At 72.1% G+C, this 26,365-nt stretch carries 24 protein-coding genes and 1 pseudogene; 11 read left to right on the forward strand and 14 right to left on the reverse strand.

The features are described 5' to 3' along the window. Window positions 1-138: 138 nt before the first annotated feature. Complete coding sequence (locus ACIREI_RS21395; protein ID WP_403334934.1) at window positions 139-534, forward strand: RidA family protein; 396 nt, start codon at window positions 139-141, stop codon at window positions 532-534. A gap of 168 nt (window positions 535-702) precedes the next feature. On the opposite strand, the pseudogene ACIREI_RS21400 reads toward ACIREI_RS21395, so the two are convergent. Next, a pseudogene (locus ACIREI_RS21400) lies at window positions 703-1,158 on the reverse strand (replication-associated recombination protein A); the annotation flags it as partial. 537 nt (window positions 1,159-1,695) lie between these two features. Between ACIREI_RS21400 and ACIREI_RS21405 the strand changes: the two are divergent. Further along, the gene (locus ACIREI_RS21405; protein WP_403334937.1) at window positions 1,696-3,645 is read left to right on the forward strand and encodes a protein kinase; all 1,950 of its coding nucleotides are present in this window, start codon (window positions 1,696-1,698) and stop codon (window positions 3,643-3,645) included. Window positions 3,646-3,816: 171 nt separating this feature from the next. After that, window positions 3,817-5,184, forward strand: coding sequence for a Tat pathway signal sequence domain protein (locus ACIREI_RS21410; protein WP_403335115.1), 1,368 nt, complete (start codon window positions 3,817-3,819; stop codon window positions 5,182-5,184). 37 nt (window positions 5,185-5,221) lie between these two features. Here ACIREI_RS21410 and ACIREI_RS21415 read toward each other — a convergent pair whose 3' ends face one another. The 5 genes from ACIREI_RS21415 to ACIREI_RS21435 form a co-directional block, all read right to left on the reverse strand. Then, window positions 5,222-6,049, reverse strand: a complete 828-nt coding sequence (locus ACIREI_RS21415; RefSeq protein ID WP_403334940.1) for a carbohydrate ABC transporter permease — start codon at window positions 6,047-6,049, stop codon at window positions 5,222-5,224. Then, window positions 6,046-7,014, reverse strand: coding sequence for a carbohydrate ABC transporter permease (locus ACIREI_RS21420; protein ID WP_403334943.1), 969 nt, complete (start codon window positions 7,012-7,014; stop codon window positions 6,046-6,048). Before ACIREI_RS21420 ends, ACIREI_RS21415 begins: the two co-directional genes overlap by 4 nt. Beyond that, window positions 7,014-8,249 carry an extracellular solute-binding protein gene (locus ACIREI_RS21425; RefSeq protein ID WP_403334946.1) on the reverse strand — a complete coding sequence of 412 codons (1,236 nt, stop codon included), beginning with the start codon at window positions 8,247-8,249 and terminating at the stop codon, window positions 7,014-7,016. Before ACIREI_RS21425 ends, ACIREI_RS21420 begins: the two co-directional genes overlap by 1 nt. Before the next feature lie 91 nt (window positions 8,250-8,340). Further along, complete coding sequence (locus ACIREI_RS21430) at window positions 8,341-9,453, reverse strand: LacI family DNA-binding transcriptional regulator (protein WP_403334949.1); 1,113 nt, start codon at window positions 9,451-9,453, stop codon at window positions 8,341-8,343. Window positions 9,454-9,455: 2 nt separating this feature from the next. Beyond that, complete coding sequence (locus ACIREI_RS21435) at window positions 9,456-11,828, reverse strand: SpoIIE family protein phosphatase (protein ID WP_403334952.1); 2,373 nt, start codon at window positions 11,826-11,828, stop codon at window positions 9,456-9,458. 112 nt (window positions 11,829-11,940) lie between these two features. Between ACIREI_RS21435 and ACIREI_RS21440 the strand changes: the two genes are divergently transcribed. Further along, window positions 11,941-12,342 carry a DUF3052 domain-containing protein gene (locus ACIREI_RS21440; RefSeq protein WP_403334954.1) on the forward strand — a complete coding sequence of 134 codons (402 nt, stop codon included), beginning with the start codon at window positions 11,941-11,943 and terminating at the stop codon, window positions 12,340-12,342. Between the two features lie 653 nt (window positions 12,343-12,995). Then, the gene (locus tag ACIREI_RS21445) at window positions 12,996-16,670 is read left to right on the forward strand and encodes a BTAD domain-containing putative transcriptional regulator (protein WP_403334956.1); all 3,675 of its coding nucleotides are present in this window, start codon (window positions 12,996-12,998) and stop codon (window positions 16,668-16,670) included. Here ACIREI_RS21445 and ACIREI_RS21450 read toward each other — a convergent pair whose 3' ends face one another. The 3 genes from ACIREI_RS21450 to ACIREI_RS21460 form a co-directional block, all read right to left on the reverse strand. Beyond that, a complete protein-coding gene (locus ACIREI_RS21450) occupies window positions 16,671-18,377 on the reverse strand; it encodes a bifunctional 3'-5' exonuclease/DNA polymerase (RefSeq protein ID WP_403334959.1) in 1,707 nt (568 codons plus the stop codon). A gap of 35 nt (window positions 18,378-18,412) precedes the next feature. Then, a complete protein-coding gene (locus tag ACIREI_RS21455; RefSeq protein WP_403334962.1) occupies window positions 18,413-19,180 on the reverse strand; it encodes a Clp protease N-terminal domain-containing protein in 768 nt (255 codons plus the stop codon). Between the two features lie 67 nt (window positions 19,181-19,247). Next, on the reverse strand, window positions 19,248-19,721 hold the full coding sequence (locus ACIREI_RS21460; RefSeq protein WP_403334965.1) for a GNAT family N-acetyltransferase: 474 nt from the start codon (window positions 19,719-19,721) through the stop codon (window positions 19,248-19,250). 94 nt (window positions 19,722-19,815) lie between these two features. Here ACIREI_RS21460 and ACIREI_RS21465 point away from each other — a divergent pair, with 94 nt between their 5' ends. Beyond that, complete coding sequence (locus ACIREI_RS21465; RefSeq protein WP_403334968.1) at window positions 19,816-20,958, forward strand: DUF2786 domain-containing protein; 1,143 nt, start codon at window positions 19,816-19,818, stop codon at window positions 20,956-20,958. Between the two features lie 19 nt (window positions 20,959-20,977). On the opposite strand, the gene ACIREI_RS21470 is transcribed toward ACIREI_RS21465, so the two are convergent. From ACIREI_RS21470 to rpmB, 4 genes are all read right to left on the reverse strand, one after another. Beyond that, a complete protein-coding gene (locus tag ACIREI_RS21470; protein WP_403334971.1) occupies window positions 20,978-21,502 on the reverse strand; it encodes a DUF4232 domain-containing protein in 525 nt (174 codons plus the stop codon). A gap of 70 nt (window positions 21,503-21,572) precedes the next feature. Beyond that, on the reverse strand, window positions 21,573-22,055 hold the full coding sequence (locus ACIREI_RS21475; protein WP_403335118.1) for a hypothetical protein: 483 nt from the start codon (window positions 22,053-22,055) through the stop codon (window positions 21,573-21,575). A 168-nt stretch (window positions 22,056-22,223) separates the two neighbouring features. After that, on the reverse strand, window positions 22,224-22,529 hold the full coding sequence (gene rpsN / locus ACIREI_RS21480; RefSeq protein WP_403334974.1) for a 30S ribosomal protein S14: 306 nt from the start codon (window positions 22,527-22,529) through the stop codon (window positions 22,224-22,226). Next, window positions 22,529-22,765 (reverse strand): 50S ribosomal protein L28, encoded by a 237-nt coding sequence (gene rpmB, locus ACIREI_RS21485; protein ID WP_126393989.1) that lies wholly within the window; start codon window positions 22,763-22,765, stop codon window positions 22,529-22,531. The genes rpsN and rpmB overlap by 1 nt, the downstream gene beginning before the upstream one ends. Before the next feature lie 61 nt (window positions 22,766-22,826). On the opposite strand from rpmB, the gene rpmG reads away from it, so the two are divergent. From rpmG to ACIREI_RS21510, 5 genes are all read left to right on the forward strand, one after another. Then, window positions 22,827-22,991: a 50S ribosomal protein L33 gene (gene rpmG, locus ACIREI_RS21490; RefSeq protein WP_030573688.1), complete on the forward strand. Its 165-nt coding sequence runs from the start codon at window positions 22,827-22,829 to the stop codon at window positions 22,989-22,991. Between the two features lie 8 nt (window positions 22,992-22,999). Continuing rightward, the gene (locus ACIREI_RS21495) at window positions 23,000-23,257 is read left to right on the forward strand and encodes a type B 50S ribosomal protein L31 (RefSeq protein ID WP_403334977.1); all 258 of its coding nucleotides are present in this window, start codon (window positions 23,000-23,002) and stop codon (window positions 23,255-23,257) included. A gap of 3 nt (window positions 23,258-23,260) precedes the next feature. Then, entirely contained in the window at window positions 23,261-24,427 is a 1,167-nt protein-coding gene (locus tag ACIREI_RS21500) for a CobW family GTP-binding protein (RefSeq protein WP_403334979.1), read from the forward strand. Between the two features lie 4 nt (window positions 24,428-24,431). Continuing rightward, window positions 24,432-24,665 carry a 30S ribosomal protein S18 gene (rpsR, locus tag ACIREI_RS21505; RefSeq protein ID WP_403334982.1) on the forward strand — a complete coding sequence of 78 codons (234 nt, stop codon included), beginning with the start codon at window positions 24,432-24,434 and terminating at the stop codon, window positions 24,663-24,665. Between the two features lie 618 nt (window positions 24,666-25,283). Further along, window positions 25,284-25,502, forward strand: a complete 219-nt coding sequence (locus tag ACIREI_RS21510; RefSeq protein WP_052032434.1) for a DUF397 domain-containing protein — start codon at window positions 25,284-25,286, stop codon at window positions 25,500-25,502. A gap of 112 nt (window positions 25,503-25,614) precedes the next feature. Here ACIREI_RS21510 and ACIREI_RS21515 read toward each other — a convergent pair whose 3' ends face one another. After that, window positions 25,615-26,124, reverse strand: a complete 510-nt coding sequence (locus tag ACIREI_RS21515; RefSeq protein ID WP_403334985.1) for an ATP-binding protein — start codon at window positions 26,122-26,124, stop codon at window positions 25,615-25,617. Between the last annotated feature and the right edge of the window lie 241 nt (window positions 26,125-26,365).

The following is a 26,365-nucleotide window of genomic DNA, read 5'->3' on the forward strand; positions in this document are numbered from 1 at the left end:
CGAAAACACTAAGCAAATACATGACCAAGGATGTCACGTTTTGCTGGAAGGCTCCTTTGTGCGACGACAAAGCCCGGCGGATGCCGAGTAGTTGAGCGTACGTAATTCAGTGAACCGAATGGATGGAGCGAGTCGGCAATGGAACGTAGCGCGGTCAACCCGGTGACGTGGTCGGTCGAGATGGGCTTCAACCAGGGTGAGGTCGTCTCCGGGCACTCGCGGACCCTGTACATCTCGGGGCAGACCGCGATGAGCAAGGAAGGCAGGCCCGAGCACGACGGCGACATGGCGGCGCAGCTGGCGCTGAGCATCGACAACATCGAGGCGGTGCTCGCCGAGGCCGGCATGTCCCTCTCGAACCTCGTCCGGCTCAACGTCTACACGACCGACGTCGACCTGCTCTTCCAGCACTACGGTGTGCTGGCGGGTCGGCTCGGCGCCGCCAGGGTCGCGCCGACCACCACCATGCTCGGTGTGACGCGCCTGGCGATCCCCGGCCAGATGGTCGAGCTCGAGGGCACCGCTGTCGCGTGATGTGACCCCGTCTCCTCCGCCGCCCGTGCCCGTGAACCGGCACGGGCAGCGGGCACGTGGTGAATGCCGAGTCTCATAGCGGTGATGTCCACGCCACAGGCTTCGACCACGGACCCTGTCTGCGACGACTGCGGCACGTGGACACCCGCCTGCTGCTCGACGCTCGGCGCCCGCCCGGACGTCGGCCATGGCTTCGTCAATGCCGGTGATCACCGCGTTCGACTTCGGCGCCATGGCCAGGTGCATGATGGCCTGTGCCAAGGCGAGGCGGGCCTCGGGCATGCCGATGAGCTGAACCGTCTGTGCACCGCGACGGCGGCCTGCAGTGCCGTGGGGTCGGCCAGCCCGACATCCTCACTGGCGTGCACCACCAGCCGCCGCGCGATGAACCGCGGGTCCTCCACGGCCCGGCGCAGCAGCTCGCGGACCTCGTCCTCGGTCAGGGACTGGAGTTGCAGCACCAGTAGGCGTGAGAGCAGCCGCGACGAGCAGCACGAGCCTGTCCTCCACGGCGCCGAGAAGCGCGTCCTGCTGGGTCTTGGAGAAGCGGTGCACCTTGTCGATGAACAGCACGGTCTGCCGGTTCTGGCGGTCGCGGCGACGCCGCGCGTCGTTCATCACGGCCGTAGAGCAGCACCGACGCCGCCTCCCCGCCCTCAGCCAACCGCCGCAGCGGCGCGCCGGCCCGCACGGGCTCGGCGGGCGGAGTGTCGTCCGGCGTGGGTAACGCGAACAGCCCGTCGTCCTCGGCGGTCATCACTCCACCCGTCCTTCGGCGCGGAGCACGCCGTGTTGCCGTGGCCGACCGGTCGACCGAGGACCTCGGTTGCCCCGGCCTGGCGCGACCCGGATGATCGGCCGCACCTCGGGACGGTCGAGGGACGATGCTCTGCTGGACACGTGCGGCGGCCCTTCCTCTGGGACAGGTCACTCATACGTTCTTGGCGGCTACGCGTACAGCGTCCCCCGGGCGACGACCACGGCAGCCCCCGACACCTGGACCGAATCGATCCGTGTGTGAGACCCACGGCGGATCGGTACACGGCCGCCGCCCGAAGGCGGCTCCACCGAAGCCCGGGGACCCGTCAACTCGTCGGCTCAGGACAGCCCGTTAGGCTGCCATGCGCACACGGGAAACCAACCTCGAGGCGGGCAGTGGCAGTGACGGGGGAGAGTCGTGCGAAGGGTGACGGCAGGCTGATCGCCGGCCGGTACCGCACAGTGGAGCGGCTGGGGCGCGGTGGCATGGGCACCGTGTGGCGGGCCGTCGACGAAACCCTCGGCCGCCAGGTCGCGGTGAAGGAACTCCGCGACTTCGCCGACGACCACGACGCGGACAGGCTGGCCGGGCTGCGGCAGCGCATGCAGCGCGAGGCCCGTGCGGCGGCCCGGATACATCACCCCGGTGTGGTGGCCGTGCACGACGTCACCGATCACGACGGCCACCCCGTCATCGTCATGGAGCTGATCGAGGGCGCCTCCCTGGACGAGGTGATGCGCCGGCAAGGCGCCCTCGACCCCCGGCACGCGGCCGAGATCGGCTCCAAGGTCCTCGACGCCCTGGCCGCCGCCCACCGGGTCGGCGTACTCCATCGCGATGTGAAGCCCGCCAACATCCTGCTCGAACACGGGGGGCGGGTGGTGCTGACCGACTTCGGCATCGCAGCCATCGACGACCCCGACCACGCCGACACCCAGCTCACGCGCAGCGGCGAACTCGTCGGCTCCCTCGACTACCTCGCGCCCGAGCGGGCTCGCGGGGAGCAGCCGGGACCCCCTTCGGACGTCTGGTCACTGGGCGCCACTCTCTACGCCGCCGTCGAGGGCGGTACCCCCTTCCGCCGCACCTCCACCTGGTCGACCATCACCGCGATCGTCACCGAACCGCTGCCCGAGCCTCGCCGGGCCGGACCGCTCACCCCCGTCCTGCACGAGCTGCTGGCCAAGGACCCCGCGTCCCGCCCGGACGCCGCCCAGGCGGCACAGCTCCTCGGCGCGATCGCCACGGGCCGGTCCGTGCCCTCCGCGTCCTCCGACGCACCCGGCACCGCGCAGCCCGACCCGGCGGTCACGATGCACCTCGGCCGCTCCGCCCCATCGGCGCGGACGCCCGAGGCGCCCTCCGTCCCGTCGGCGCGGACGCCCGACACGCCCCCCACCCCTGCGGCCCCCGAGCGGGAGAACGTACGTCCTCCCGCACCAGCGGGACCGTTCGGCCCGCCGCCCGTCCTCAACCACGATGCGGCGCCGTTCCGGCCGCAGCCCGACACAGCGGCCGTCGACGAACGAGCCTCCACCGGCCCCCGTTCCGGTCGCAGCCGTTCACTGACGATCGCCGCCGCCGCGCTCGCGGTGCTCCTCATCGGTGGTGGCGTCACCTACCTGGCCGTCGGCGCCGGCTCCGACGACAACGACGGCAAGGGCGCGGCCGCCGCCTCCGAGGCCGACCGCGCATCGGCCGCGGGGGACGACAACACCCCGTCGCAGCAGCCCAGCAGCGCTCGGCCGAGCAAGTCCGGGGACAAGGGTGACAAGGACGGGAAGGAGGCGGGAGATCAGGGCAAGGCCGTGGCGGATCCCGCGCAGAGCCCGGCGCCTTCGGCCGACTCCCCTGACTCCACTGCCTCTTCCGGCGAGGCGGAGGCGGCCCCGAGCGCCTCGGCCTCCGAAGCGACGGGGAACGGGACCACGTACCGGCTCGTCAACGCCAAGAGCGGGAAGTGTCTGTCCCTCGACAACGGCGGCAGCGCGGTGAACGGCACCAGCGCCATCCAGTGGGCCTGCAACGGAGGGGACGAGCAGCGGTGGTACTGGGCCGGTCCCTCGTCCGACATGCTCAAGAACGTCAAGACCGGTAAGTGCCTGTCCATCGCGGACCACGGCAGCACCGCCAACGGCGCCCGGGCCATCCAGTCCACCTGCATCAGCGACTGGGACGCTCCCGAGCAGCGATGGGCCAGGGCCACGGGCGGCCAGATCAAGAACGGCAAGAGCGCCAGGTGCCTGTCGATCGAAGGCGGCGGCAACACCGACAACGGCGCGCAGGCCATCCAGTCGACCTGCATCACCGAGTGGAACGCCCCCGAGCAGCAGTGGAAGCTGACCAGTTGAGGACGGCGCCGGAGCTGGGCGGCCCGACCACGGCTGACGACGCCAACTGTTCCGTACCGCAAGGCCGTTGACCCGCCCCACCCGTACCAGCAGAATGACCCCCGCACTCATGAGAGCGCTCTCAAAGCCCGGCAAGGGAGACCCATGGACGGCACAGACGGCACGAACGGCATGACCGACAGTCGAGGCCCGGCGTTCAGCCGTCGCACCCTCATCGGGGCCGCGCTCGGTGCCGCCGTGCTCACCTCGGCCGGGGCGGGCACCGCCCACGCCGACACGCCCTCCGCCCAGCGCCGCGCCCGCGCCTTCCTCGCCGCCGCCATGGACGCCTACCCCGAGCACGGCAGCATCCGGCTCGCCCAGAGCTACACCGACCAGGCGGGGTTGTTCAGTACCGCTTTCACCTACGACAACGGCCTCGCGATCCTCGCCCTCCTCGCCACCCGCTCCACCGACGGACGTGCCCGGGCCGTCGTACTCGGGGACGCGCTGCTGTACGCCCAGGAGCATGACCCGGTCCATGACGACGGCCGACTGAGGCAGGCCTACAACGTGGGGCCGTACACCTTCTACGACGGCTCGCGGCAGCCGGACGGGTTCGTGCGGGCGGACGGGACCGCCAACGTCGGGACACAGTTCGGGTTCACGGGGACGGCCGTGGGCGACATGGCCTGGGCCGGGATCGCGCTCAGCGCGCTCGCGCGGCGGACCGGGGAGCGGCGGTTCCTCGACGGGGCCGTGCGGATCGGGGAGTGGATCGAGCGGAACGGGCGTACCGAGGAACCGCTCGGGGGTTACAAGTTCGGGGTCAACGGGGCCAACGAGAAGCTGCCCTTCACCTCCACCGAGCACAACACCGACCTCGTCTGCCTCTTCGGGCGGCTCGCCCGGCTCACGGGGGACCGGGAGTGGCTGGCGCGGCGGGCGCGTGCCGAGGCCTTCGTCAGGAAGATGTGGGAGCCCTCCGGCGGGTTCTTCTACACCGGGACCAACGACGGGACGACGATCAACACCTCTCCCGTTCCCGAGGACACCCAGACCTGGACCCACCTCGCCCTCGACTCCCGTGCCCACGCCCGTTCGTTGGACTGGGCCGCGCGTGAGCTGGCCGTTGTCGACCATGCCGAGCGGCGCAACAGCACGGTGCCGGCGGGGCAGTCGTACGAAGGTGTCACTTTCAGCTCGGCCAGCCTCCTCGCGAACGAGGACGCTCCGATCGCCGACTCCCAGCCCAAGCCCGACCGCAACGGTGTGTGGTTCGAGGGGACCGCTCATCTCGCGCTCGCCCTGCGGGAGCGGAGCGGGCGGGGTGACGAGGCGTGCGCCCGGCGGCTGATCGGCTCCATCGAGCGGGCCCAGGACCTGCTCGGGGGCGGGCAGACCGTCGGCGGGTGGGCGCTTCCCGGGAGTTGCGGGGTCGTCGCGGCGAGCAGCCCGCTCGACACCGGCTTCGGATTCGGCTACTACCCGTACCGGCACACGGGGGCGACCGCCTGGTATCTGATGGCGGCCACGCGCTTCAATCCGCTCGGAGTCTGACGTCCCGTTTCCCGGTTCTCCGAGCGGCACACCCGGCTCACCCCCGGACGCTGCCCGCGGTCAGTCCGCCGACGATGAAGCGCTGGAACAGGGCGAACACGCAGACCACGGGCACGCTGATGAGGGTGGCCGTGGCCATCAGGGCGCCCCACGCTGTGCCGTGCTGTCCGATGAAGGCGTTCAGCAGGACGGTGACGGGCTGGACGTCCGGACCCTCGGCCAGCGTGAGGCCGAACAGGAACTCCCCCCAGCCGATCAGGAAGCACAGCCCGGCCGTGGCGACCAGGCTCGGCGCCATGAGCGGCAGGACGACCCGCAGCAGTACGCCGGGCAGCCCGCAGCCGTCGACCAGCGCGGCCTCCTCCAACTCCGGTGGGAAGGACCGCAGTACGGGGCGCAGCACGATCACCGCGAAGGGGAGAGTGAGGGTCGTGTCGGCGGCGATCAGGCCCAGGTAGGTGTCGTCGAGACCGGCCCGGCGTTCGAGGATGAACAGCGGTGCCGCCAGCACGATGGCGGGCGGGAGCTGGGCGACCAGCAGGGCGAGCACCATCACGCCCGAGCCGCGCATCCGGACGCGGGCGAGCGCGTAGGCGAGCGGGACGCCGAGCAGAAGGGTGAGTGCCACGACTCCGCTGGAGATCACCACGCTGTTGAGGAGGGCCCGGGGCAGGCCTTCGTAGTCCAGGGCCGTCCGGTAGTTCTCGCCGGTGAGCGGGGCGGGCAGCCACTGCGGGGTCGGGGACTGGATCCGGTCCGGGCGGGTGAGGCTGGTCTTGGCCATCCAGTACACCGGCAGCAGGAAGGCCCCGGTGATCAGCGCGGCGAACGCCGAGAGCAGCCAAGGGTGTTGGGGATGTTTCACGTGGAACCTCCCACCGCGTCCTCGCGCCGCAGTCGTCGTACGTAGAACACGCCCGTGAGCAGCGGTACGACGAGCAGCAGCAGGCCGGCGGCGGCGCCCTCGCCGAACCGGAAGAACCGGAAGAAGACCTCGTAGACGTAGAGCGAGAGCACGCGGGTGGCGTCGACCGGGCCGCCGCCCGTCATGGCGAAGACCAGGTCGAAGACCTTGAAGGTGTAGATGAGACCGAGCAGGAGGACGGTCACGGAGACCGGGCGCATCAGCGGCAGGGTGATGCGGCGAAAGCGCTGCCAGGCGCTCGCTCCGTCGATGGCGGCGGCCTCGTGCAGTTCGGGGTCGATGGTGTGCAGTCCGACCAGGAGCAGCAGCATGTTGAAGGGCACGCCGATCCAGATGTTGGCGAGGATCACGCCGGCCAGGGAGGTGGCCGGGTCGGTGAGCCAGGCGTGGGAGAGGGCGTCCAGGCCGACCGCCCTCAGGAGGGCGTTGTAGGCGCCGGATTCCGCGTCCAGCAGCCAGCGGAAGAGGGTGCCGCTGACCACGGGAGGCAGCAGCCAGGCCACCAGGAGCAGGGAGCGCAGGAGGCCGTTCAGGGGGAACGGGCGGGCGAAGAGCAGGGCCAGGGCGAAGCCGAGCGTGAACTGGCATGCCAGGGAGGCCAGGGTGAACAGCAGCGACAGGCGTACGGAGTGCCAGAACGCCGGGTCGTCGAGCACCGCCCGGTGGTTGGCGAGGCCGTTGAAGCGTTCGGCCCCGCCGAGCAGGCCGCTCAGCCGTACGTCGTGGACGGAGGTCCAGGCGTTGTAGAAGAGCGGGTAGGCCAGGAAGAGGGCGAGGAAGGCCAGCCCGGGGAGGCAGAAGAGGTAGCCGGCGCGGCGGCGGCGCGCGGAGGGGGAGAGGTGGCCCGGCGGGCGGGCGGCCCTTCTGCGGTGGACCTCCAGCGCCAGGCCCTGACGCCCTCGCATCACCCGCCCAGCGCCTTGTCGATCTTGCCGGCCGCCGTCCTCGCCGCCGCGGAGGGGGACGCCGAGCCGGTCAGTACGGCCTGTTCCGCCTCCGCGACGGCCTGGGAGGCGTCGGCGTAGTGCGCGCCGTACTGGCGGGGACGGGCCAGGGGAAGCTGGTTCAGGAAGAGCCGCAGGGCCGGGTCGGAGGCCCAGGTGCCTCGGTCGGCGAGGTCCTTGCGGGCGGGCAAGTTGCCGAAGGAGACGAGGTACGGCGTCAGCACCGACGGGCGCTGGGTGTACTCCAGCACCTCCCACGCCTTGTCCAGATGGTCGCTGCTCGCCATCAGCACCCAGTTCTCCCCGCCCAGACAGGTGGCCGCCTCCTTGTCGCGGGGCAGGGCGACGACCGCCCAGTCGAAGTCGGCCTCCTTCAGCGTGGGGATCTGCCAGGGGCCGTTGATCTGCATGGCGGCACGCTGGTTGAGGAACCGGGTGTTGACGTCCTGCTGCGTCCAGCCCACGCACTGTTCGGACAGGGAGCCCTTGGCGATCAGGTCGTCCAGGAACGACAGGGCGGTGGCGCCGTCGGTGGCGAAGGTGTCCAGGTCACCGCCCGCCTGCCACAGGAACGGCAGGAACTGGAAGACGCCCTCCTCGGTCCTGATCGCGCTCAGCGCCAGTCCGTACCGGTCGCCGCTCGTCAACCGCTCGGCGGCGGAGGCCAGCTCGTCCCAGGTGGTGGGGGGTTCCACGCCGGCGTCCTGGAGCATCCGGGTGTTGTAGTAGAGGGCCAGGCAGTTGCTCTGGTTGGGGATGCCGAGCGTCTTGCCGCCGACCTGGCAGCCGTCCCAGGGGCCCTTGTAGTACTGGTCGGCCTGGCCCCACTCCTCGACCCGGTCGGTGAGGTCGGCGAGCAGATCGCTGCCGCCGAGCGTGTTCATGGAGACGTTGTCGACGATCGCGATGTCGGGCAGGTCGCCCGAGATCGCGCCCAGGGTGATCTGCCGCTCCAGCTCCGCGAACGGGAAGGTCCGCCGCTCGATCCGTACGTCCGGCACCCCGGCCTCGATGTCCTTGATCAGACGGGTCATGCCGGGTTGGAAGTTGTCCAGCGTGAAGTAGTCCCACCAGGTGAGGGTGGTCGTGCTCGGCTCGTCGGAGCCACAGGAGGCCAGGGCCCCGCCGAGGCCGAGCACAGCGGCTCCCGCGCCGGCGGTACGCAGAAGGCCGCGGCGGTCGAGCGGGTATGGCATGCTCCCCTCCCAGGGGGTGTGATCAGCGGACGGGAATCGGCGGCCTGCATCAGCGAGCGTGGAACCCGCGGACATGGCGGAAACCGGCGTATCAGAAATTCACGTCGAAATCGGGGAATTCCGGCTCGGGTTCCGAACCGGGCACCGGATGGCACCGTCCCGTGCTGGAGCGCAGGGTGATGAGGGGTTTCAGCAGGATGTGCCGGGGTGTCGAGCCGGGGGAGCGCAGACGTTCCACCATCAGTTCGACGGCGACCCGGCTCATCTCCTTGGCGGGGATCTCGGCGGCGGTGAGCTGCGGCGTCACCTGCTCGGCCCATGGGCTCGCCGCCACGCCGACGACCGAGAAGTCGCGTGGCACGCTGCGGCCGTGCCGGGTCAGCCCGCGGTAGACGCCCTCCAGGGCCGCCTCGTTCATGGTGACCAGTGAGGTGGTGGCCGGATCGTCCGCCAGGATCCGGGACACGACCTCCTCGCCCGAGGCGAGGTCGTCGCCGCACAGGTAGGCGTGCGGCTCGTACCCCAGGTCGGTCATCGCGGTGACGTATCCCTCCTGGCCGAGCCGGGCGAACCCGTAACCGCTGTTGTAGAGCTGCTCCGACCGGTTGACGAAGGCGATCCTGCGATGTCCCAGGTCGGCGAGGTGCCGTACACAGCCGATCGCCAGCCCTGCGAAGTCCAGATCGACCCAGCCCACCTCGTCGGCGCGGTGGTTGCGGCCGATGGCGACGAACGGGAGGCCCGCCTCGGCCAGATACTCCACCCGGTCGTCCTCGCGGAGGATCTCCATCACGATCACGCCGTCCACACGGGGCCGGCTGTCGCCGTGCCGTTCGGCGCCCGCACGTGGTTCGCCGGCCCTGACCGGCTTGCCACCCGCTCGCCGCTCACCGCCCGTATCCGGCTCGCCGCCCCCGCCCTCCTCCCCGCCCGCACGCCGCCCACCGGTCCAGCGCCCTTCCCCGGCGACCGGCCGCTCCCCGACCATCCGCCGGAACGAGTCGTCGGCGTTCTTGCCGGCCGGCGAGAGCAGCACGTCGTAGCCGTACTGCGCCGCGGCCTCGGCGACGCCGCCGATGAACGCGAGCTGCATGGTGGTGTAGTCCCCGGCCCGGCCGGCCGGCGGGTAGAGCAGCCCGATCGTTTGCGTGGCGTCCCCACTGCCGGCCCGCGGTGCCGTCGCCCCGCCCGTGCGCGCGGTCATGGTCAGCCGACGGGAAGGGGCTGTTCGGCCCAGATCGTCTTGCCGGTGGGGGTCTGGCGGGTGCCCCAGCCCTGGGTGAGCTGGGCGACCATGTGCAGCCCGCGGCCGCCCTCGTCGTAGGTGCGGGCGCGGCGCAGGTGCGGGGCGGTGCTGCTGGCGTCGGACACCTCGCAGATCAGGGTGCGGTCCCGGATCAGGCGCAGCCCGATCGGTACGTCGCCGTAGCGGATGGCGTTGGTGACCAGCTCGCTCACCACCAGCTCGGTGACGAACGCGGCCTCCTGAAGCCCCCAGGCGGCGAGCTGCCGGGAGGCCTGCGCGCGGGCGTCGGCCACGATCGCGGGGTCGGACGGCAGGGCCCAGGCGGCGACCTGGTCGGCGTGCAGGGCGCGGGTACGGGCGAGCAGGAGAGCCACGTCATCGGCGGGATTCTCGGGGAGCAGCGCCTTGAGGATGGCGTCGCAGGTGACCTCCAGCGACGGCACCGGGGAGGCCAGGGCAGAGCAGAGCCGTTCCAGGCCGACGCCGACATCGCGCTCCCGGGCGAGCAGACCGTCGGTGTAGAAGGCGAGCAGGCTGCCCTCGGGCAGCTCCAGCTCGGTCGCCTCGAAGGGCAGCCCGCCGACGCCGAGCAGCGGACCGGGGGTGAGGTGGACGACGCTGACCGACCCGTCGGGCAGCAGCACGGCGGGCGGCACGTGGCCGGCGCTGGCGATGGTGCAGATCCGGGAGACCGGGTCGTACACGGCGTACAGGCAGGTCGCGCCGACCCCTCCGGTGTACGGCAGCTCCCGCACGACGCTGTCGTCGTCCGAGGTGAGATGGCTGACCAGGTCGTCGAGGTGGGTGAGCAGCTCGTCCGGGGGCAGGTCCACGTCGGCGAGAGTGCGTACGGCGGTGCGCAGCCGCCCCATGGTGGCGGAGGCATGGATGCCGTGCCCGACGACATCGCCGACCACCAGGGCGACGCGGGTGCCCGACAGCGGTACGACGTCGAACCAGTCGCCGCCCACCCCGGCGCCGGTGCCGGCGGGCAGATAGCGGTACGCCACCTCCACGGCCGCCTGTTTCGGCAGGTCGCGGGGGAGCAGGCTGCGCTGGAGGGTGAGCGCGTTGGTGCGCTCGCGGGTGTAGCGGCGGGCGTTGTCCACGCCGACGGCCGCCCGGCCCGCGAGTTCCTCGGCGAGGATCAGGTCGTCCTGCTGGAAGGGCGGGGAGTTCTTGCTGCGGACGAAGACCGCGACCCCGAGGGTGATGCCGCGGGCCCGCAGCGGGGTGGCCATGACCGAGTGGAAGCCGTGTTCCCGGACGATGGCGGCCCGCGCCTCGTGCGCGGCGACCCACCGCTGGAAGTCGGGGTCGGCCTTGCCGCTGAGGACCGGGCGGCCGCTGGTCAGGCAGCGAGCGGGCGGTGAGAACGGGGGATAGGTGTCGATCCCGCCGAGCTCGACGGCGGCCTCCGGCACACCTCCGCCCTCGGCGGCCGACTGATGGGCGATCCGGCGCAGCACCACGGCCGCGTCGACCGGCCCCGGCACCGGCTCCTCCCCGCGGATCACCGAGTCGAGCAGGTCCACGCTGGCGAAGTCGGCGAGCCGCGGCACGGCCAGATCGGCGAGCTCCTGGGCGGTGCGGCCGACGTTCAGTGTGGTGCCGATGCGGGTGCCCGCCTCGTTCAGCAGGGCCAGCCGCTGCCGGGCGGCGTACTGCTCGCTGCTGTCGAAGGCGGCGGTGCCGACCCCGGCCACCTCGCCGGACTCGGGATCCCGCACGGGCCACAGCTCGACGATCCAGGAGCGCTGCCGGGCAGCCGCGGCCTGGGCCGGGGCGAACCCCTCGTACCGCATCGGCATGGCCTCCTCGGCGACCCGCCTGACACACCTGAGGAACCCCGCGTCGGAGCGCGCTTCCCCGAGCGGGTCGGCCTCGGCGCCCGCGTTCAGCCGCCACGATCCCGACGCGGCGCTGTAGGTGGACAGGGCGATCGAGGACTGGGCGAAGGCCCACTCCACCATCCACCGGTCGCGCTGGGAGGCGGGGGTTCCGGTGGTGGCGGTGACGACGAACGCCTGGGTCGCGCCGTCGCCGTCGAGGGAGGGCTGGGCATGCAGCGTCAGTTCGACGCGGTGTCCGTCGCGGTGCCGCAGCGTCGCCGTGCCGCTCCACTCCTGGGAGCCGACGGGCGAGAAGCCGGTCGCCTCCCGGTCCACCAGGAGGTCGGCCGCGGCCCGCCCCACGACCTCGGAGGCGCGGTATCCCAGCAGCCGCCGGGCGCCCTCGCTCCACCCCGTGACGATGCCCTCCAGGCCGATCGTGGCTGTCGCGGCATCCGGTGACCACCCGTAGTGACCGAGGTTCTGATCAAAAGTGGTCATTATGGCTCACTTCGCAGTGGTGATGTTACTCACGGTTCCAGCGTGCGCGTTGCGCGAGAATCGGACAAGTCGGATTCCTATGCATGAATTCTCGTGCTTGAGGGGGGTCGCCATGGGCTACTCCAGTACGCCGCTCGCCAAGAAGATCGGCATCAAGCCGGGCCACCGGGTCCGCCTCCGCCACGCGCCGGCGCGCTGGGACATTCCCGGACTGCCGGAGGGGTGCGAGGTGGCCGAGGGAGGCCCGCGGGGCGCGGACGTCGCCGTCGCGTTCTACCGGTCGTACGGCGATCTCGTCGCCGAAGGCCCCGGGCTGGCCGGCGACCTCGCGGACCACGCCATGCTCTGGATCGCCTGGCCCCGCCGGGCGGCAGGCCACGTCAGCGACATCACCGAGAACGCGCTGCGGGACCTCTTCCTCCCGCTCGGTGTGGTCGACGTGAAGGTCGCGGCGCTGGGGGAGGACTGGTCGGGCCTGAAGTTCGTACGGCGCAGGGAGAACCGCGGCGCATGACCTGCCGAGGCGGGAGCGGGGCGCGGAGGGAAGGGACGCGGGTCCCGGTCGCTCACCTCCGGCGACCGGGACCCGCCTGCGTCCCCGGATCCGGCCGCGGCGGCGACACTCCCCCGAGTTGCGCGTCGTACGCGCGCGCCGTCGGGCCAGATCCGATGAAGTGATCACATCAGGTCGCGCCAACGGATCGCTAACATATGGCCAACGGCGTTCCGCTTCGAGGCCGTTCGGTTGGCGTGAAGTCGACGGACGGTAACGGGAAAGGCCCAGCGGGGAACGGTTTCCCTGCGGAGGGCGTCGAGAAGGGTGGCGGGAAACCGTCGTAACGGGGGCGGATCTCCGCCAGGCGCGGCATTTTCGCCGTGCTGTGTGGATGTTCGTCGTGGAGCGCGGGTGCGAGTGCGGGCCCGCCGCGCGGGAAGGCAGTGGGCGGCGTGAAGCGGTGCGGGCTGCGGTTCGGACTGCTGGGGCCGCCGGTGGTGTACGAGGACGGCAGCGATTCCGGCGATGGCGGGGACGCTGACGGCCGGGGCTTCGGCGGGCGGGAACCTGACGGCCGGGACCCTGGCGGCCAGGATCTCGGTGGTCAGGACTCTGACGGCCGGGATCTCGGTGGTCGGGCGTCGAGCGGCCGGAACCTCGACGGTCAGGATGTGGACGACGTCCAGGGCCGCGACGCCGACTCGCCGGCCGTGACCGGCCGCGTTGTCCGGACCATCCGCAGCCCCAAGGTGCGTGCCCTGCTCGCCGCGCTGCTGCTCGAAGGCGGCCGGGTCGTCTCCGTGGAATCGCTGACGGACGTGCTGTGGGGCGGGGCGCCGCCCGCGTCCGCGCGTGCCTCGCTGCACAACCATGTGGCCCGCCTGCGGCGGCTGCTCGACGACCCCGAACGGCTGCGGGCGGTGCCGCCCGGCTATGTGCTCCGCGTCGACGAGGGCGAGCTGGACGTCGACGTCTTCGTGAGCCGCGTCGCCGCGGCCCGCGCCGCGCATGCCGCGCGGGACTGGGAGCGCACGGTGCGCGAATGCACGGCGGCGCTCGCGCTGTGGCGGGGCACGCCCCTGGCCGGTCTGCCCGCCGACGTGGGCGGCTACGCGCTCGGGCAGCGCCTGCGGGAGGCGCGGCTCCTGCTCCTGGAGTGGCGCTACGACGCCGAGCTGGCCCTCGCCGGTCCACGACTCGACGGCCTCGTGCCCGAACTGGCGGCCCTCGCCGCCGAACACCCCCTACGGGAGTCCTTCCACCGCCACCTGATGCTCGCCCTGCACCGCACGGGCCGGCGCGCCGAGGCCCTGGCCGTCCACCGCGATCTGCGCACGCGCCTGATCGAGGAGCTCGGTGTGGAGCCGGGGGCGGGGGTGCGAGAGGCGCATATAGAGGTGTTGCGGGGGACCGGGGACGCCGGTGGTGCGGGGGAGCCGGGGGCGGTGGGCGGCGCAGGTCGCGGGGTGCGTGGCGTAGGCGCGGCGTCCGGTGACTACGAGGTGAGTGGGACTGAGGAGGCTGCGGGAGGATCAGCCGGGCGGGAGGGTGACGTCCTTCGGCGCGTCGCCGAGGCCACCACCGCCCACGCCGACAACGTGCTCCACGGCGCCGCGCCCCTTGAAGCTACGCGCGATGACGACGCCGTCCGCCACCCGACATCCGCCGACGGCTTCCACGGGACGGCAGCTCCGGCCCGCCGCGAGACGGAGGCCTCGGCTGCCCAGCCGATCCCGGAAACGGACGTGCCCGCGAGCTCGGCCCGCCACGAGACGGACGCCCCGGTTGCCCAGTCCCTCCGGCATGCGAACCCACCCGCCGTCCCGACCCTCCGCACGACGGACACCTCGACCGCCCCGATCCCCCGGGATTCCGACGCACCCGCCGCCCCGGCCTCTCCCCAGCCGGAGGACACACCTCCCACCCCGGCCTCTCCCCACCAGCCGGAAGAGACACCCCCGACCCCACCTCAGCAACAGGGCCCCCCTCCACCACCCCGCCCCGCCCAACTCCCCCCACCCCCCGCCTACTTCACCGGCCGTACCGCCGTACTCGACGACCTGCGCCGCACCCTCGCGCCCGCGCCCGCGCCTCAGCCCACCGTCGCGGTAGCCGTGATCAGCGGTATGGCCGGCGTCGGCAAGAGCGCGCTCGCGCTGCAGGCCGCGCACGGGCTGGCGAATCGTTTCCCCGACGGTCAGCTCTACGTCAACCTGCACGGCGCCACCCCCGGCATGCCCCCGCTCACCCCCGGCCAGGCGCTCGCCGCACTGCTGCGCGACCTCGGCGCCGACCCCCGCTCCATCCCCGAACACCCGGACGCGGCCACCGCCTTGCTGCGCTCGCTGCTCGCCCCGACCCGCACGCTGATGGTCCTGGACGACGCCGCGAGTGCCGCGCAGGTACGCCCGCTGCTCCCAGCCGGCCCCGGCTGTGCCGTGATCGTCACCAGCCGCTCCCCGCTGACGGCCCTGGACGGCGTCCGCCGCATCCCGCTCACGCCCCTGACGGCGGAGGACAGCGCGGCCCTGCTGAGGGCGGCGTCGGGGCGCGACGCGCAGGACGTGCAGGGCACGCGCCCCCGGCACGACGCACAGAACTGGCACGACCCGCAGGACCACCACGCCCCGCAGCACCGGCACCACGCCCCACAGCACCGGCACCACGAAGGCGACCAGCGCACAGGACCAGCCGCCCACCACGCTCACGACGGCCTCGACGCCGCCCACCCCCTCATCGAGCTGACCGGCCGCCTCCCCCTCGCCCTGCGCGTCGTCGCCGCCCGCCTCGCCGCCCGCCGTGCCCTCACCCTCGACGTGCTCGCCGATCAACTGGCCGCCGCCGAGAGCCGGTTGCACCACCTGGAGTACGACGACCTCAGCGTGCGCCGCTCCCTCGCCGTCGCCCACGACGCCCTCGCCGCCTCCGACCACGAGGCCGACCGGGACGCGGCCCTCGCCCTGCGCCGCATCGGCGCCGTCGACCTGCCCACGTACGGCGCACACCTGCTGGCCCGCCTGACCGGCACCGATGAGCGCCGGGCCGAGGCCGCCCTCGACCGCCTCGTCGACGTGGCCCTCCTGGAGGAGATCGCGTACGGCCGCTACGCCCCGCACGACTTGGTGCGCGACTTCGCCCGTGAGCTCGCGGGAGCGGAAGCGGACGGCGAGACGGACACCGCGGAAGCCGCCCTGCGCTGGTACGCCGCCGTCGCCGAACGCACCCTCACCGCCATCGTCGAACCCGGTCTCGACCAGGACGACCGTTGCAGGCCGACGGCCGCACAGCCACCGGAGCACACGGCCGACGTGCGCACGGCCGCTCCCTTCGGCAGCCCCGAAGAGGCCTTCGCCTGGGGCGACCTGGAGCTGGGGAACGTCGTCGTGCTGGTCGAGCGGTATGCGAACGCCGTCGGCGACGGCACCGCCGCCCACATCTCCACCCTCAGCCGCCTCCTCTTCCCGTGCGTCCAACGCGCCGGCCGTGTCGCCGAGATGGAGGTGCTCGGCCGGGCCGCCCTGCGCGTGGCGCGACGGCTCGGAGACGAGGCCGCGGAGGCGTACGCGCTGGGCGACCTCGCCGGCCTGCACTTCCTGACCGGCCGCAACAACGAGGCCCTCACCCTCAACGACCGGTCCCTGGCGATCTGGCGGCGGCTGGACGTGGCCTCCCGGATCTGGCGCTGCCTCAACAACCGGGGACTGCTGCTGGAGAATCTCGGCCGGTACGCCGAGTCCGGGCAGGCGCTGCGCCAGAGCCTGGAGTACTCACGGCAGTTGGACGACCCCTACGGCGAGGCCGTGACGTACCAGCACCTCGGCAACCTCTACGAGCACACCGACCCCCGGGCCGCCATCGAGCAGCACCGGCGCTCGCTCGCGATCGGCGACCGGATCGGCAACGTCGTCGTGCGGCACTCCGCCCACTGCAACATCGGCTACGCCCATGTCACCCTCGGCGAACCGGCCGCCGCCGTACCTCACTTCGACGAGAGCCTGCGCATCCTCGGCGGCCACAGCGACTGGCACGGCGAGTCGCAGACCCGCCTCGGTCTGGTCCGCGCCCTGCGCCTCCTCGGCCGCGGCGAACGCGCCGAGCGCGAGTGCGCCGAGCTGCTCCACCGCGCCGACGCCCGCGCCGACCGCTACACCGCCGGCCTCGCCCGCCACCTGCACGGCCTCCTGCTGCGCGAACGCGGACGTATCCAGGAGGCGTACGACGCCTGGCGCACGGCCCTGGAGGCCCTGGACGGCACGGACGAGAAGACGGTCCTCACGGAACTCAGGGAGCTGCTCGCCGACGACGGGCTCGCCGAAACGAAGTCCGCCGACCCCGGACACCACTGATCACTGGGCGTCCGCATAACACTCCACCACAGCCGTGGTGAACGGAAACCGCACCGGCGTCTCCCCGAACGTCAGCCGCCCCGCCAGCTCCGCCGCCTCCCGGATCGCCGTCACGACCGCCTCGGCCTCCTCCTCGGGACAGTGCACGATCACCTCGTCGTGCTGGAAGAAGACCAGTTCCGCCGCCATGCCCGCGCAGGCCTGTCGCAACGCGGCGAGCAGCAGCAGGGCCCAGTCGGCGGCGCTGCCCTGCACGACGAAGTTGCGGGCGAAGCGGCCCCGGGCGCGGGCGTCGGAGGAGGCGTAGCCCGGCACCCACTCCTGCGGACCGGAGCCCCCGGCCGCCGACTCGTCCGGCCCGTCCAGGCCCGGGATCCCCGCCTCCTCGGCGGTGTCGTCCGCCGCCCCGACCGCCGGCGGACACGTCCGCCCCAGCCACGTCCGCACGAGCCGCCCCTCCTCCCCGGCCCGCGCCGCCTCGTCGACGTACGCCACCGCCTTGGGGAAGCGGCGTCTGAGCGCGGCGAGGTTCTTCAGTCCGTCGCCGGAGGTCTGTCCGTAGACGGCACCCAGCACGGCGAGCTTGGCCTGCGCACGGTCGCCGGAGAAGGCCCGGTCGGAGACGGACTGGTAGAGGTCGCTTTCCCGCCCGGCCACCTCCATCAGCCCGGGATCACGGGAGATCGCGGCGAGCACCCGCGGTTCCATCTGGTCGGCGTCGGCCACCACCAGCCGCCAGCCGGGGTCGGCGACCACCGCACGCCGGATCACCTTCGGGATCTGCAGCCCGCCCCCGCCGTTGGTCACCCACCGCCCGGTGACCGTCCCGCCCGCGAGGAACTCCGGACGGAACCGCCCGTCCCGCACCCAGTCCTGCAGCCAGGACCAGCCGTGGGCCACCCGGATCCGGTACAGCTTCTTGTATTCGACGAGCGGCTTCACCGCCGGATGGTCGAGGGACTCGATCTCCCAGCGCCGGGTCGATCTGATCTTGATCCCGGCCTGCGCGAAGGCCTTGATCACATCGGCCGGCAGATCGGGCCGCACCCGGCGCCCGAACGCGGCCGACACCTCGTCCGCCAGCTCGGCGAGGCGCCGTGGCTCACCGCCGCCCGCGTACCGCTCGCCGAGCAGCTCGTGCAGCACCCGGCGGTGCACCTCGGCGCTCCAGGGCAGCCCGGCCCGGTTCATCTCGGCGGCCACGAGCATCCCCGCCGACTCGGCCGCCGTCAGCAGCCGCATCCGCTCCGGGTGCGCGGCCAGGTCGTGCCGGCGCTGCTGGTCGGCGTACACCTCGACGAGGTCGGCCAGCGGCACATGGACGGCCTGCGGCTCGAAGAGCGAGGACTGCGAGCCCGGTTCGGCCGCCCGCTGGGGCGGATCGGGCGGCACGGGGCCGCCCCGGAGCCGGGCGAGGGCGGCGGCGGCCGACCTCGGTTCGCCGTACCGCCCCTCGTGGCCGAGCAGGAGCGTCTCCGCGTCCTCGATGTCGTAGCACCGCTCCACCCGCACCCCCGTGGCGAGCAGCCGCGGATAGACCTCGGCGGTGGACCGCCACACCCACCGCGCCACCTCGGGCCGCCCCCGCACGGCCTCACCCAGGTCCGCCTCCCACCGCACCGGCCCCGCGGGCAGCCCGTCCGGACCGAGGGGGGCGATCTCCACGCCACCGTCCTCGGCCGGAGCGAGCGCCCACCGGTCGGCCATGGAAGCGAGTGTGGCACCCGGGTCTGACAACGGCCCTAGCTCTGCGCCTCCCCCTCCTCCCGGGCCGCCTTGCTCGTCTGCTCACCGCTCTTCAGGAACTGAGAGAGCATCTCGACGACGTACTCCTCCACCGCCTGCTTGGTGAGGCCGAGGCCGGACAGGACGCCGGTGCCGTTCTCGAACTCCAGCAGGGCCAGCAGGATGTGCTCGGTGCCGATGTAGTTGTGGCCGAGGCGCAGGGCCTCGCGGAAGGTGAGCTCCAGCACCTTCTTGGCGTCGGAGCCGTAGGGGACGAGGTCGGGGACCTCGTCGGCGGCGGGCGGCAGTGCGGCGGTGGCGGCCTGGCGTACGGCGTCCAGGAGGATGCCCCGCGCGGTGATCGCCTTCGCGGCCAGAGCGTCCGGCTCGGCCAGCAGGCCGAGGACCAGGTGCTCGGGCCGGCCCTCGGCGTTGCGGGCCGCGATGGCCTCGTTGTGGGCGGCCATCACCGTGTTGCGGGCACGCGGCGTGTAGCGGCCGAAGCCCTGCTGGGGGTCGAGGTCGGCCGACTCCTTCGGCACGAACCGCTTCTGCGCGGCCTGCCGGGTGACGCCCATGCTCTTGCCGATGTCGGTCCAGGAGGCGCCCGATCGCCGGGCCTGGTCCACGAAGTGGCCGATCAGGTGGTCGGCCACTTCACCGAGGTGATCGGCGGCGATCACCGCGTCCTGGAGCTGGTCGAGGGGCTCTTCGTGGACCTTCTTGATGGCCGCGATGAGTTCGTCGAGACGTACGGATGACGTGATGGTCGGGTTCGTCGACATGTGTCAACCGTAGGTTGACACCCCCACTCTGTCAACCTGTGGTTGACATCCGTCGCCCGGCGCGCGGTCACAGCGGCTTGGCGAAGCAACGGCTGTCGGAATAGCCCCTGTAGGGACCGAAGTTGGCCGTCGGGACGTATCCGCAGGCGACGTACAGCCCCATGGCCTCGTGCAGCGGCGTCCCCGTCTCCAGCACCATGCGGCCCCGCCCGGCGTCCCGCGCACTGTCCTCCAGCGCCCGAAGAATGCCGCGGGCGAGCCCCCGCCCCCGCGCCTCGGGCACCACGAACATCCGCTTGATCTCGGCGTCCCCGTCCGCGTACCCCTCGTCGCCCGCCTCCTGGGCACGCCAGCCGCCGCAGGCCACGGGCTTGTCGGCGCGGTACGCGATGAGGAAGAGGCCGTCCGGCGGGTCGAAGTGGGCCGGGTGCAGCGGGGTCATGTCGTCGTAGCCGTAGCGCCGCAGGTACTCGGCCTGCACGAGGTCGGAGAGCTTCACGGCGTCGGGATGGTCGAAACGTACGGGGCGAATCTCGTCCATGGGCCGGAAGCTAGGCGTCGCCCACCCCGCGCCTCAACGGGATTTCGCCGGCCGCCCCAGCCGGGCCGCGCCCGCCCCGTGGCACCATCGCCGGGTGAGCAGCACGAACAGTTCGAGCGGTACGCCCGGCCCCGTCGACCGGGCCTTCGAGCACGCCCTCTACGCCGACACCGACACCGCCCTCGACACCGGCGCCTCCCTCCTCGCCGCGGACCCCGCCACGGACGCCGAACTCACGCGGCGCGGCATCGAGTTCGTCGCCGCGGCCTGGCGGCGCGGCTGGCAGCCCGCCGACGTCGTACGGCTGGTGCGCCGCGACCTGGACGACGTACACGTACGACTGCTCTCGGCGCTGATCCGCTCCCAGACGCCGTACGACCGCCCCCGCGGCCCCCGCTGGACGGCACAGCTCGACGACCTGCCCACCGAAGCCCCACCCCGGACCGACCGCTTCTCGCACGCGACGGCCGTCCTGGAGCTGTACCGCCTCCTGCTGCGCCTGCCCGCGCTGGAGCCCCTGGAAGAGCAGGCCGAGCAGCCCGCAAGGGGCCCCGGGCACCCCAGGCCCGAGTCCCGCATGCTCACCCGCATCCGCGCGCTGCTGGCGAAGGCGGAGGCGACCGGCTTCCCGCAGGAGGCGGAGGCGCTCAGCGCCAAGGCGCAGGAGCTGATGGCCCGGCACAGCATCGACGAGGCGCTGCTGGACGCGCAGGCGCCGTCGCACGACGCGCCCGGCGCCTGCCGGATCGGTGTGGAACCGCCGTACGAGCAGGCGAAGGCCGTCCTGCTGGACGCGGTGGCGACCGTCAACCACTGCCGTGCCGTGTGGAACGAACCGTTCGGCTTCTCCACGGTCGTCGGTTTCGAGGCCGACCTGGAAGTGGTCGAACTCCTCTACACCTCGCTCCTCGTGCAGGCCCAGGCGGCGATGACCAAGGCGGAGGCCGCCCAGCGCGCGGGCGGCCGCAAGCGGACCAAGACCTTCCGGCAGTCGTTCCTGGCGGCCTACGCCCACCGCGTCGGAACCCGGCTGCGGGCCGCCGCCGAGGCGCCGGTGAGCGACGACCTGCTCCCGGTCCTCGCCTCCCGCGAGGTGGCGGTCGCCGACCGGCTGGACCGCATGTTCCCGGAGACGACCACGACCCGCCTGCGCGGCGTCAGCGACGAGGCGGGCTGGGTGGAGGGCGCGGAGGCGGCCGACCGGGCGCAGATGGCCCACCGCCGACCGCTCGACTGAACCCGCGCGCCGAACCCCGTCAGTCCCCGGACCGCTGGAACCCGCTCACCGAGGCTTCCGGCGCCTGCCCGTCGCTCTTCAGCGCGACATCGCCGTACGACCACTTGAAGCTGTGCGTCTCGGCGGACCCGGGCAGATGGATCTTCACCTGCCGCACGGCGAGGCTCGTGCTGCCGCCCTTCTCGCCCCGGACGTAGGTGAGGGTGAAGGACGTGACCGCCTCCTTCGCGAGGACCGTCTTCTTCGCCCCCGCGGCCTTGTCGGTCGGGACGTCGGTCACGGTGTTGCCCGCGGAGAGCTCGACGGCGGGCAGCCCGTCCAGGGTGCACTCGGCGCCGCTGCGGTTGGTGATCGTGACCGGCACGTTGCCGGTGTCACCGGCGGCGGGGGCGGCGTTGGCGGGCCCGAACTGCACGGCCACCTCGTCGGCGCAGACGGAACTGGCCGCACTGTCCTTGCTGTCGTCCCCGCCCCCGCCGTCGTCGCAGGCGGTCAGGAGGAGGGCCGCGGCGAGGGCGGCGACGGTGAGGGGAGTGGCGCGCATGGGTCCTCTTGGAGTCACGCCGGTGATCGGACGGCGATCACCGAACTGATCGGGGCTCACTGATCGGACATCAGGATCCCAGACCGGCCGTGGCCAGGCCCGTAGGCAGCTTCCCGCCCTGCGCCCTGGTGTAGGTCTCCGCGCCGAGACCGCCCTCGCCCTGCCAGGTCACCTTCAGCCGCGTCTTGCCGACGGAGTCGACCATCCCGACGGCCCGGTCCTTGCTGCCGTCGGGGCACTTGAAGCGGATCATCCGCATCCCGTCCTGCTCACCGGCGGTCCCGCTGCACACGGTCCCGCCGGTCGAGAAGAGCGCGGCCTCCGTGCCGGTGACGACCAGCGCGATCGCCTTGCCGTCGGTCGTGGCCAGCCAGCTGCCCTCCAGGCCACCGGATGCCGACGCCGACCCTCCGGTCCCGCCGCCGGTGTCGGCACTGGCGGACGCGGAAGCGCTGGGACCGGAGTCGCCCTCGGCGTCGGAGCCGCCGTCGCCGCTGCACGCGGTCAGCGCGAGCGCACCCGCCAGGGAGGCGGCCACGGCCGCGACCCGCATCCGCCGGCCCGACATCGTGCGCGCACGCGAGAAATTCGCCGAGGTCACTGGAGGCTCCCAAGCTGTAGCGGTCGGCATACGGCCGAGCCGGCCCACCGGGCCGAGACGACCGCAGCAAGTTACCAGGCAGTCGTAGCCGATCTTCAGGAACTCCCGGACCCGCCCGGCCTACCAGGACGACTTGCGCACGCCCGGCAGATATCCCGCGTGCGCCTGCTCCCGCAGCGAGACCCGGGACAGCCCGAACGCACGGAAGTACCCGCGCGGCCGCCCGTCCACCTGGTCCCGGTTGCGCACCCGCGTCGCGCTGGCGTCCCGCGGCTGCCTGCTCAGCTCCTGCCGTGCCGCCAGCCGTTCGGCGTCGGTGGACGACGGCCGACGGATGATCTCCTTCAGCTCGGCCCGCCGCTCGGCGTACCGCGCGACGATCTCCTGCCGCCGCTCGTTCTTCGCGATCTTGCTCTTCTTCGCCATCAGACCTTCACTCCCCGCGCGCGGATACGGGCGACGGCCGCCTCGACACCGATGACGTCGACCGTCTTGATCCCCTTGGCACTCAGCCGCAGCCGCACATGCCGGCCCTCGCTCGGCAGCCAGTAGCGCTTGGTCTGGATGTTGGGGTCGAAGCGGCGGGAGGTCCGCCGATGGGAGTGGGAAATGGTGTTGCCGAAACCGGGCTGGGCGCCGGTCAGCATGCAGTGGGCGGACACGGTGACGAACCTCTCCTCAGACGCAGCTGTTAATGGAATTCATTTTCAGTAAGATAGCAGCATGGCACGCAACGAACTACGCCCGGTCATCAAGCTCCGGTCCACCGCCGGCACCGGCTACACCTACGTGACCCGAAAGAACCGCCGCAACGACCCGGACCGCATGACCCTGCGCAAGTACGACCCGGTCGCCGGCCGCCACGTCGACTTCCGAGAGGAGCGCTGACCACCGCCATGCGCAACGGAATCCACCCCGCCTACGGCCCCGTCGTCTTCCGCGACCGAGCCGCGAACCACGCCTTCCTCACCCGCTCGACGCTCGCCGGTGTCCCCACCGAAAAGACGATCGAGTGGGAGGACGGCAACACCTACCCGGTCGTCGACGTCGAGATCTCCAACGTCAGCCACCCCTTCTACACCGGCACGGCCCGCGTCCTGGACACCGCCGGCCGCGTGGAGCGCTTCGAGCGCCGGTACGGAAAGCAGGGCTGAGCCTTGCCCGACCTCTCCGTCGTGATCGTCGGCGGGCTGCACACCGAGGCCCGCAGGGCGGCCGTGGCGCAGCTGCTCGCCGACGTCCCCGACAGCGTCGTACTCCACCACGACCTGGCGACGGCCACCGCCGGCACGGTCGTCCGCACCATCCGCGACGCCACCGGAATCGTGACCGCCGGCGAGACCCCCCTCGTCAACGACTGTGCCTGCTGCGCCCTGCGCGAGGACCTGGTCCCGGAGCTGATCCGGCTCCGGGACGCCGGCGCCACCCGTATGGCGATCGTCGAATTGTGGGACTCGGTCGAACCCAAGGCCATGGCCGAGGTGGTCACGGCCGGCGGACTGACGCTCACCGGCGTGGTCACCGCGGTCGACCCGGCGCTGGTCCTGCCCTACCTGGGCAACGGCGACGACCTGGCCGAGCGGGGCCTGGCGGCGGCACCGACCGACCAGCGCACGGTCGCCGACACCTTCGCACGCCAGCTGGAGTACGCCCCCGTCCTGGCCGTCACCGATTCCCCGGAGGCGGACGAGGAGGACCGCGAACTCCTCGCCCAACTCCACCCGACGGCCCGCCAGGTCCCGATCAACACCGGCGACGACCTGACGGTGCCGCGTCCACGCCACGGCTCCCCTCTCTCCCAGGCGGCCCTGGCGGGCTTCGACGTCGAATCGGCCGCAGCCGCCCAGCACCCGGCGTGCGCCCTGCTCCCCGCCGAGGCGGACGCGCACGGAGTCTCCACCCTCGTCTGGCACCGTCGCCGCCCCTTCCACCCCGAGCGGCTGTACGAGGCACTGGAAGACCTCACCTGCGCGGCCGCCCGCAGCCGGGGCCGCTTCTGGCTGGCCGACAAACCCGACGTCCTCCTCCACTGGGACGCGGCGGGCGGCGCCCTGTGCGTGGAGAGCGCGGGCCCCTGGCTCGCCTCGCTCCCCGACGCGGCCTGGGACATGGTCCCGCCGGTCCGCCGGGCCGCCGCCGCGCTGGACTGGCACCCCGAGCACGGCGACTGCTGCCAGCACCTGGTCTTCACGTCCCCCGCCCTGGACCGCGACGGCCTGGAGCACCTCCTCGAGTCCTGCCTCCTGACCGACGCCGAGTACGCCGCCGGCCGCGACGCCTGGAAACAACTCCCGCCCGCCTTCGACACCCTCCTGGAGGTCTGACCCCATGCCCCGCAAGCCCGAGCGCAAGCCCGCCAAGAACCGCCCCAACCCCCTGGACCAGGCCAAGATCACCTACATCGACTACAAGGACACCGACCTCCTGCGAAAGTTCATCTCCGACCGAGGCAAGATCCGCAGCCGCCGAGTCACCCGAGTCACGGCCCAACAGCAGAAGCAACTGGCCAAGGCCATCAAGAACGCAAGGGAAATGGCCCTCCTGCCCTACGCGAGCCGCTGACCCCGGCCCGCGCCCAACTGAATAGCCCCCTTCACCTTGAAGGGGCCTCCCCCTCAAACGCCGGACGGGCTGAATGCCCGGACCGGCGTTGCGAGTTTTCGGGGCATGACGCGCACCCCCACCACCCCGCAGCCGCCCGCGGCGGGAAGGGGACGTGCCGGGGGGTGTCCGCCCGCAGAGTCCGGTGTCAAGAAACGGCACCTCCTGGCAGTACGCCCACCACCGAACCGAGGACGGACACCCCCCGGCACGGCCCCGACCCACACCCCACCCCCACGCGCTACGCGCACCCCCACCCCACAGCAACAGGCCGCCGCAGGCATGGAACAGAAAGGCCGCGGAACGCGTCTGTTCCAGTACGCGAGGGGATTAGGACCCGCACGCCCCACTCAGCTGACGCTGGAACGAAAACAGGGCCGCGTACGTCACAGGAGTAACCGCAGCAACACCCCGCGTGCACGTGCATCTGCTCATGCAGCTGCACGTGAAACACAGCTATGATCCGGGAGCAGTTGACGACTGCACCACCACTGCAATCACTGCACCACCTCTCGCATCAATGGCATCAGCCACCGCACCACCGGGGAGCGACCTGTGGACCACGACGTGTACAACGGCATGGCAGCCACGGATCTGAACGGGGTGGCCTGGCAGAAGAGCAGGCACAGCAACTCACAGGGCTCCTGCGTGGAGTTCGCCCGCCTGCCCGGCGGAGACGTGGCCGTACGCAACTCGCGCTTCCCGGACGGCCCGGCCCTCGTCTACACCCGCGCCGAGATCGAGGCCATGCTCCTGGGCGTCAAGGACGGCGAGTTCGACCACCTGGTCGCGGGCTGACGCAGGCCCACCCGGCACGCCCGGCCCCAACCAGCGGCACAACTCGGGGCAATCAGCACCAAGCGCCCCAGTAACGCGCGTAGAACCGCGGCAATCGAGCACCGCGGTTCATTCAGTCCCCAGCCCCAGCCCCCGCCGCCCCCGCGCCGGGCCCCGTCGGCAGCCGGAACAACGCCCAGACCACCTTCCCGCTCAACGCCCCCGCGAGCGGATGCCACCCCCAGCTGTCACTGAAGGAGTCGACAAGGAACAACCCCCGCCCCGACTCCGCCGAGAAGTCGTCGGAGTCGCGCGCGACCGGACTGTCGTGGCTGGGATCACGCACCGCGCACACCAGCCGCTCGGTCCACCGCATCAGATGCAGCCGCACGGGCGGCGCCTGCTCGGGTATGCGCTGCGCACCCGCCGGCAGCGCATGCCGCAGCGCGTTGGTCACCAGCTCGGAGACGACGAGGCACACGTCGTCGAAGCGATGGCCCAGTTCCCACTGGTCAAGGGTGCGGCGCGTGAACTGCCGCGCCTCGCGCACCGCTTCGTAGCGGGCGGGCAGAGCACAGGAGGCGGCGTTGGAGACGGCTGCGGGATCCAGCGGCGGAAGGCCCTGCCGTAACGGCTCGAGCATGGTCGATCCATTCGTCCCCATGCGAGGCACTCCCGGGAGTTCGCGGTCGTTGCGATGCAGCGGTTGCGCGGGACCATGGTTTCCGATGCGCAGAGCAGATGCAAGGGCAGATGCACGTGCACGTGACCGAATTGGACGCTCCCGTACCGCTTGTTGGCCATTTTTTCCGCCAACTTCACTCCCTCTCCTTGTCTTCCGCTCACCGTTTCCTGACAGGAATCATTGGCTTCTTTCCATCTCT

This window comes from Streptomyces sp. NPDC093591 (assembly GCF_044764885.1).
In the GTDB taxonomy this organism is placed as follows: Bacteria; Actinomycetota; Actinomycetes; order Streptomycetales; family Streptomycetaceae; genus Streptomyces.

What these genes read in the sequence shown, in the direction of transcription:
- ACIREI_RS21475 (WP_403335118.1), bottom strand. Translation starts at nt 22,055, where the DNA reads ATGCGGGTCGCGGCCGTGGCCGCCTCCCTGGCGGGTGCGCTCGCGCTG.
- ACIREI_RS21450 (WP_403334959.1), bottom strand. Translation starts at nt 18,377, where the DNA reads ATGGCCGACCGGTGGGCGCTCGCTCCGGCCGAGGACGGTGGCGTGGAG.
- ACIREI_RS21440 (WP_403334954.1), top strand. Translation starts at nt 11,941, where the DNA reads ATGGGCTACTCCAGTACGCCGCTCGCCAAGAAGATCGGCATCAAGCCG.
- ACIREI_RS21470 (WP_403334971.1), bottom strand. Translation starts at nt 21,502, where the DNA reads ATGCGCGCCACTCCCCTCACCGTCGCCGCCCTCGCCGCGGCCCTCCTC.
- rpsR (WP_403334982.1), top strand. Translation starts at nt 24,432, where the DNA reads ATGCCCCGCAAGCCCGAGCGCAAGCCCGCCAAGAACCGCCCCAACCCC.
- ACIREI_RS21425 (WP_403334946.1), bottom strand. Translation starts at nt 8,249, where the DNA reads ATGCCATACCCGCTCGACCGCCGCGGCCTTCTGCGTACCGCCGGCGCG.
- ACIREI_RS21515 (WP_403334985.1), bottom strand. Translation starts at nt 26,124, where the DNA reads ATGCTCGAGCCGTTACGGCAGGGCCTTCCGCCGCTGGATCCCGCAGCC.
- ACIREI_RS21460 (WP_403334965.1), bottom strand. Translation starts at nt 19,721, where the DNA reads ATGGACGAGATTCGCCCCGTACGTTTCGACCATCCCGACGCCGTGAAG.
- ACIREI_RS21430 (WP_403334949.1), bottom strand. Translation starts at nt 9,453, where the DNA reads ATGACCGCGCGCACGGGCGGGGCGACGGCACCGCGGGCCGGCAGTGGG.
- rpsN (WP_403334974.1), bottom strand. Translation starts at nt 22,529, where the DNA reads ATGGCGAAGAAGAGCAAGATCGCGAAGAACGAGCGGCGGCAGGAGATC.
- ACIREI_RS21420 (WP_403334943.1), bottom strand. Translation starts at nt 7,014, where the DNA reads ATGCGAGGGCGTCAGGGCCTGGCGCTGGAGGTCCACCGCAGAAGGGCC.
- ACIREI_RS21435 (WP_403334952.1), bottom strand. Translation starts at nt 11,828, where the DNA reads ATGACCACTTTTGATCAGAACCTCGGTCACTACGGGTGGTCACCGGAT.
- rpmG (WP_030573688.1), top strand. Translation starts at nt 22,827, where the DNA reads ATGGCACGCAACGAACTACGCCCGGTCATCAAGCTCCGGTCCACCGCC.
- ACIREI_RS21410 (WP_403335115.1), top strand. Translation starts at nt 3,817, where the DNA reads ATGACCGACAGTCGAGGCCCGGCGTTCAGCCGTCGCACCCTCATCGGG.
- ACIREI_RS21455 (WP_403334962.1), bottom strand. Translation starts at nt 19,180, where the DNA reads ATGTCGACGAACCCGACCATCACGTCATCCGTACGTCTCGACGAACTC.
- ACIREI_RS21495 (WP_403334977.1), top strand. Translation starts at nt 23,000, where the DNA reads ATGCGCAACGGAATCCACCCCGCCTACGGCCCCGTCGTCTTCCGCGAC.
- ACIREI_RS21395 (WP_403334934.1), top strand. Translation starts at nt 139, where the DNA reads ATGGAACGTAGCGCGGTCAACCCGGTGACGTGGTCGGTCGAGATGGGC.
- ACIREI_RS21510 (WP_052032434.1), top strand. Translation starts at nt 25,284, where the DNA reads ATGGCAGCCACGGATCTGAACGGGGTGGCCTGGCAGAAGAGCAGGCAC.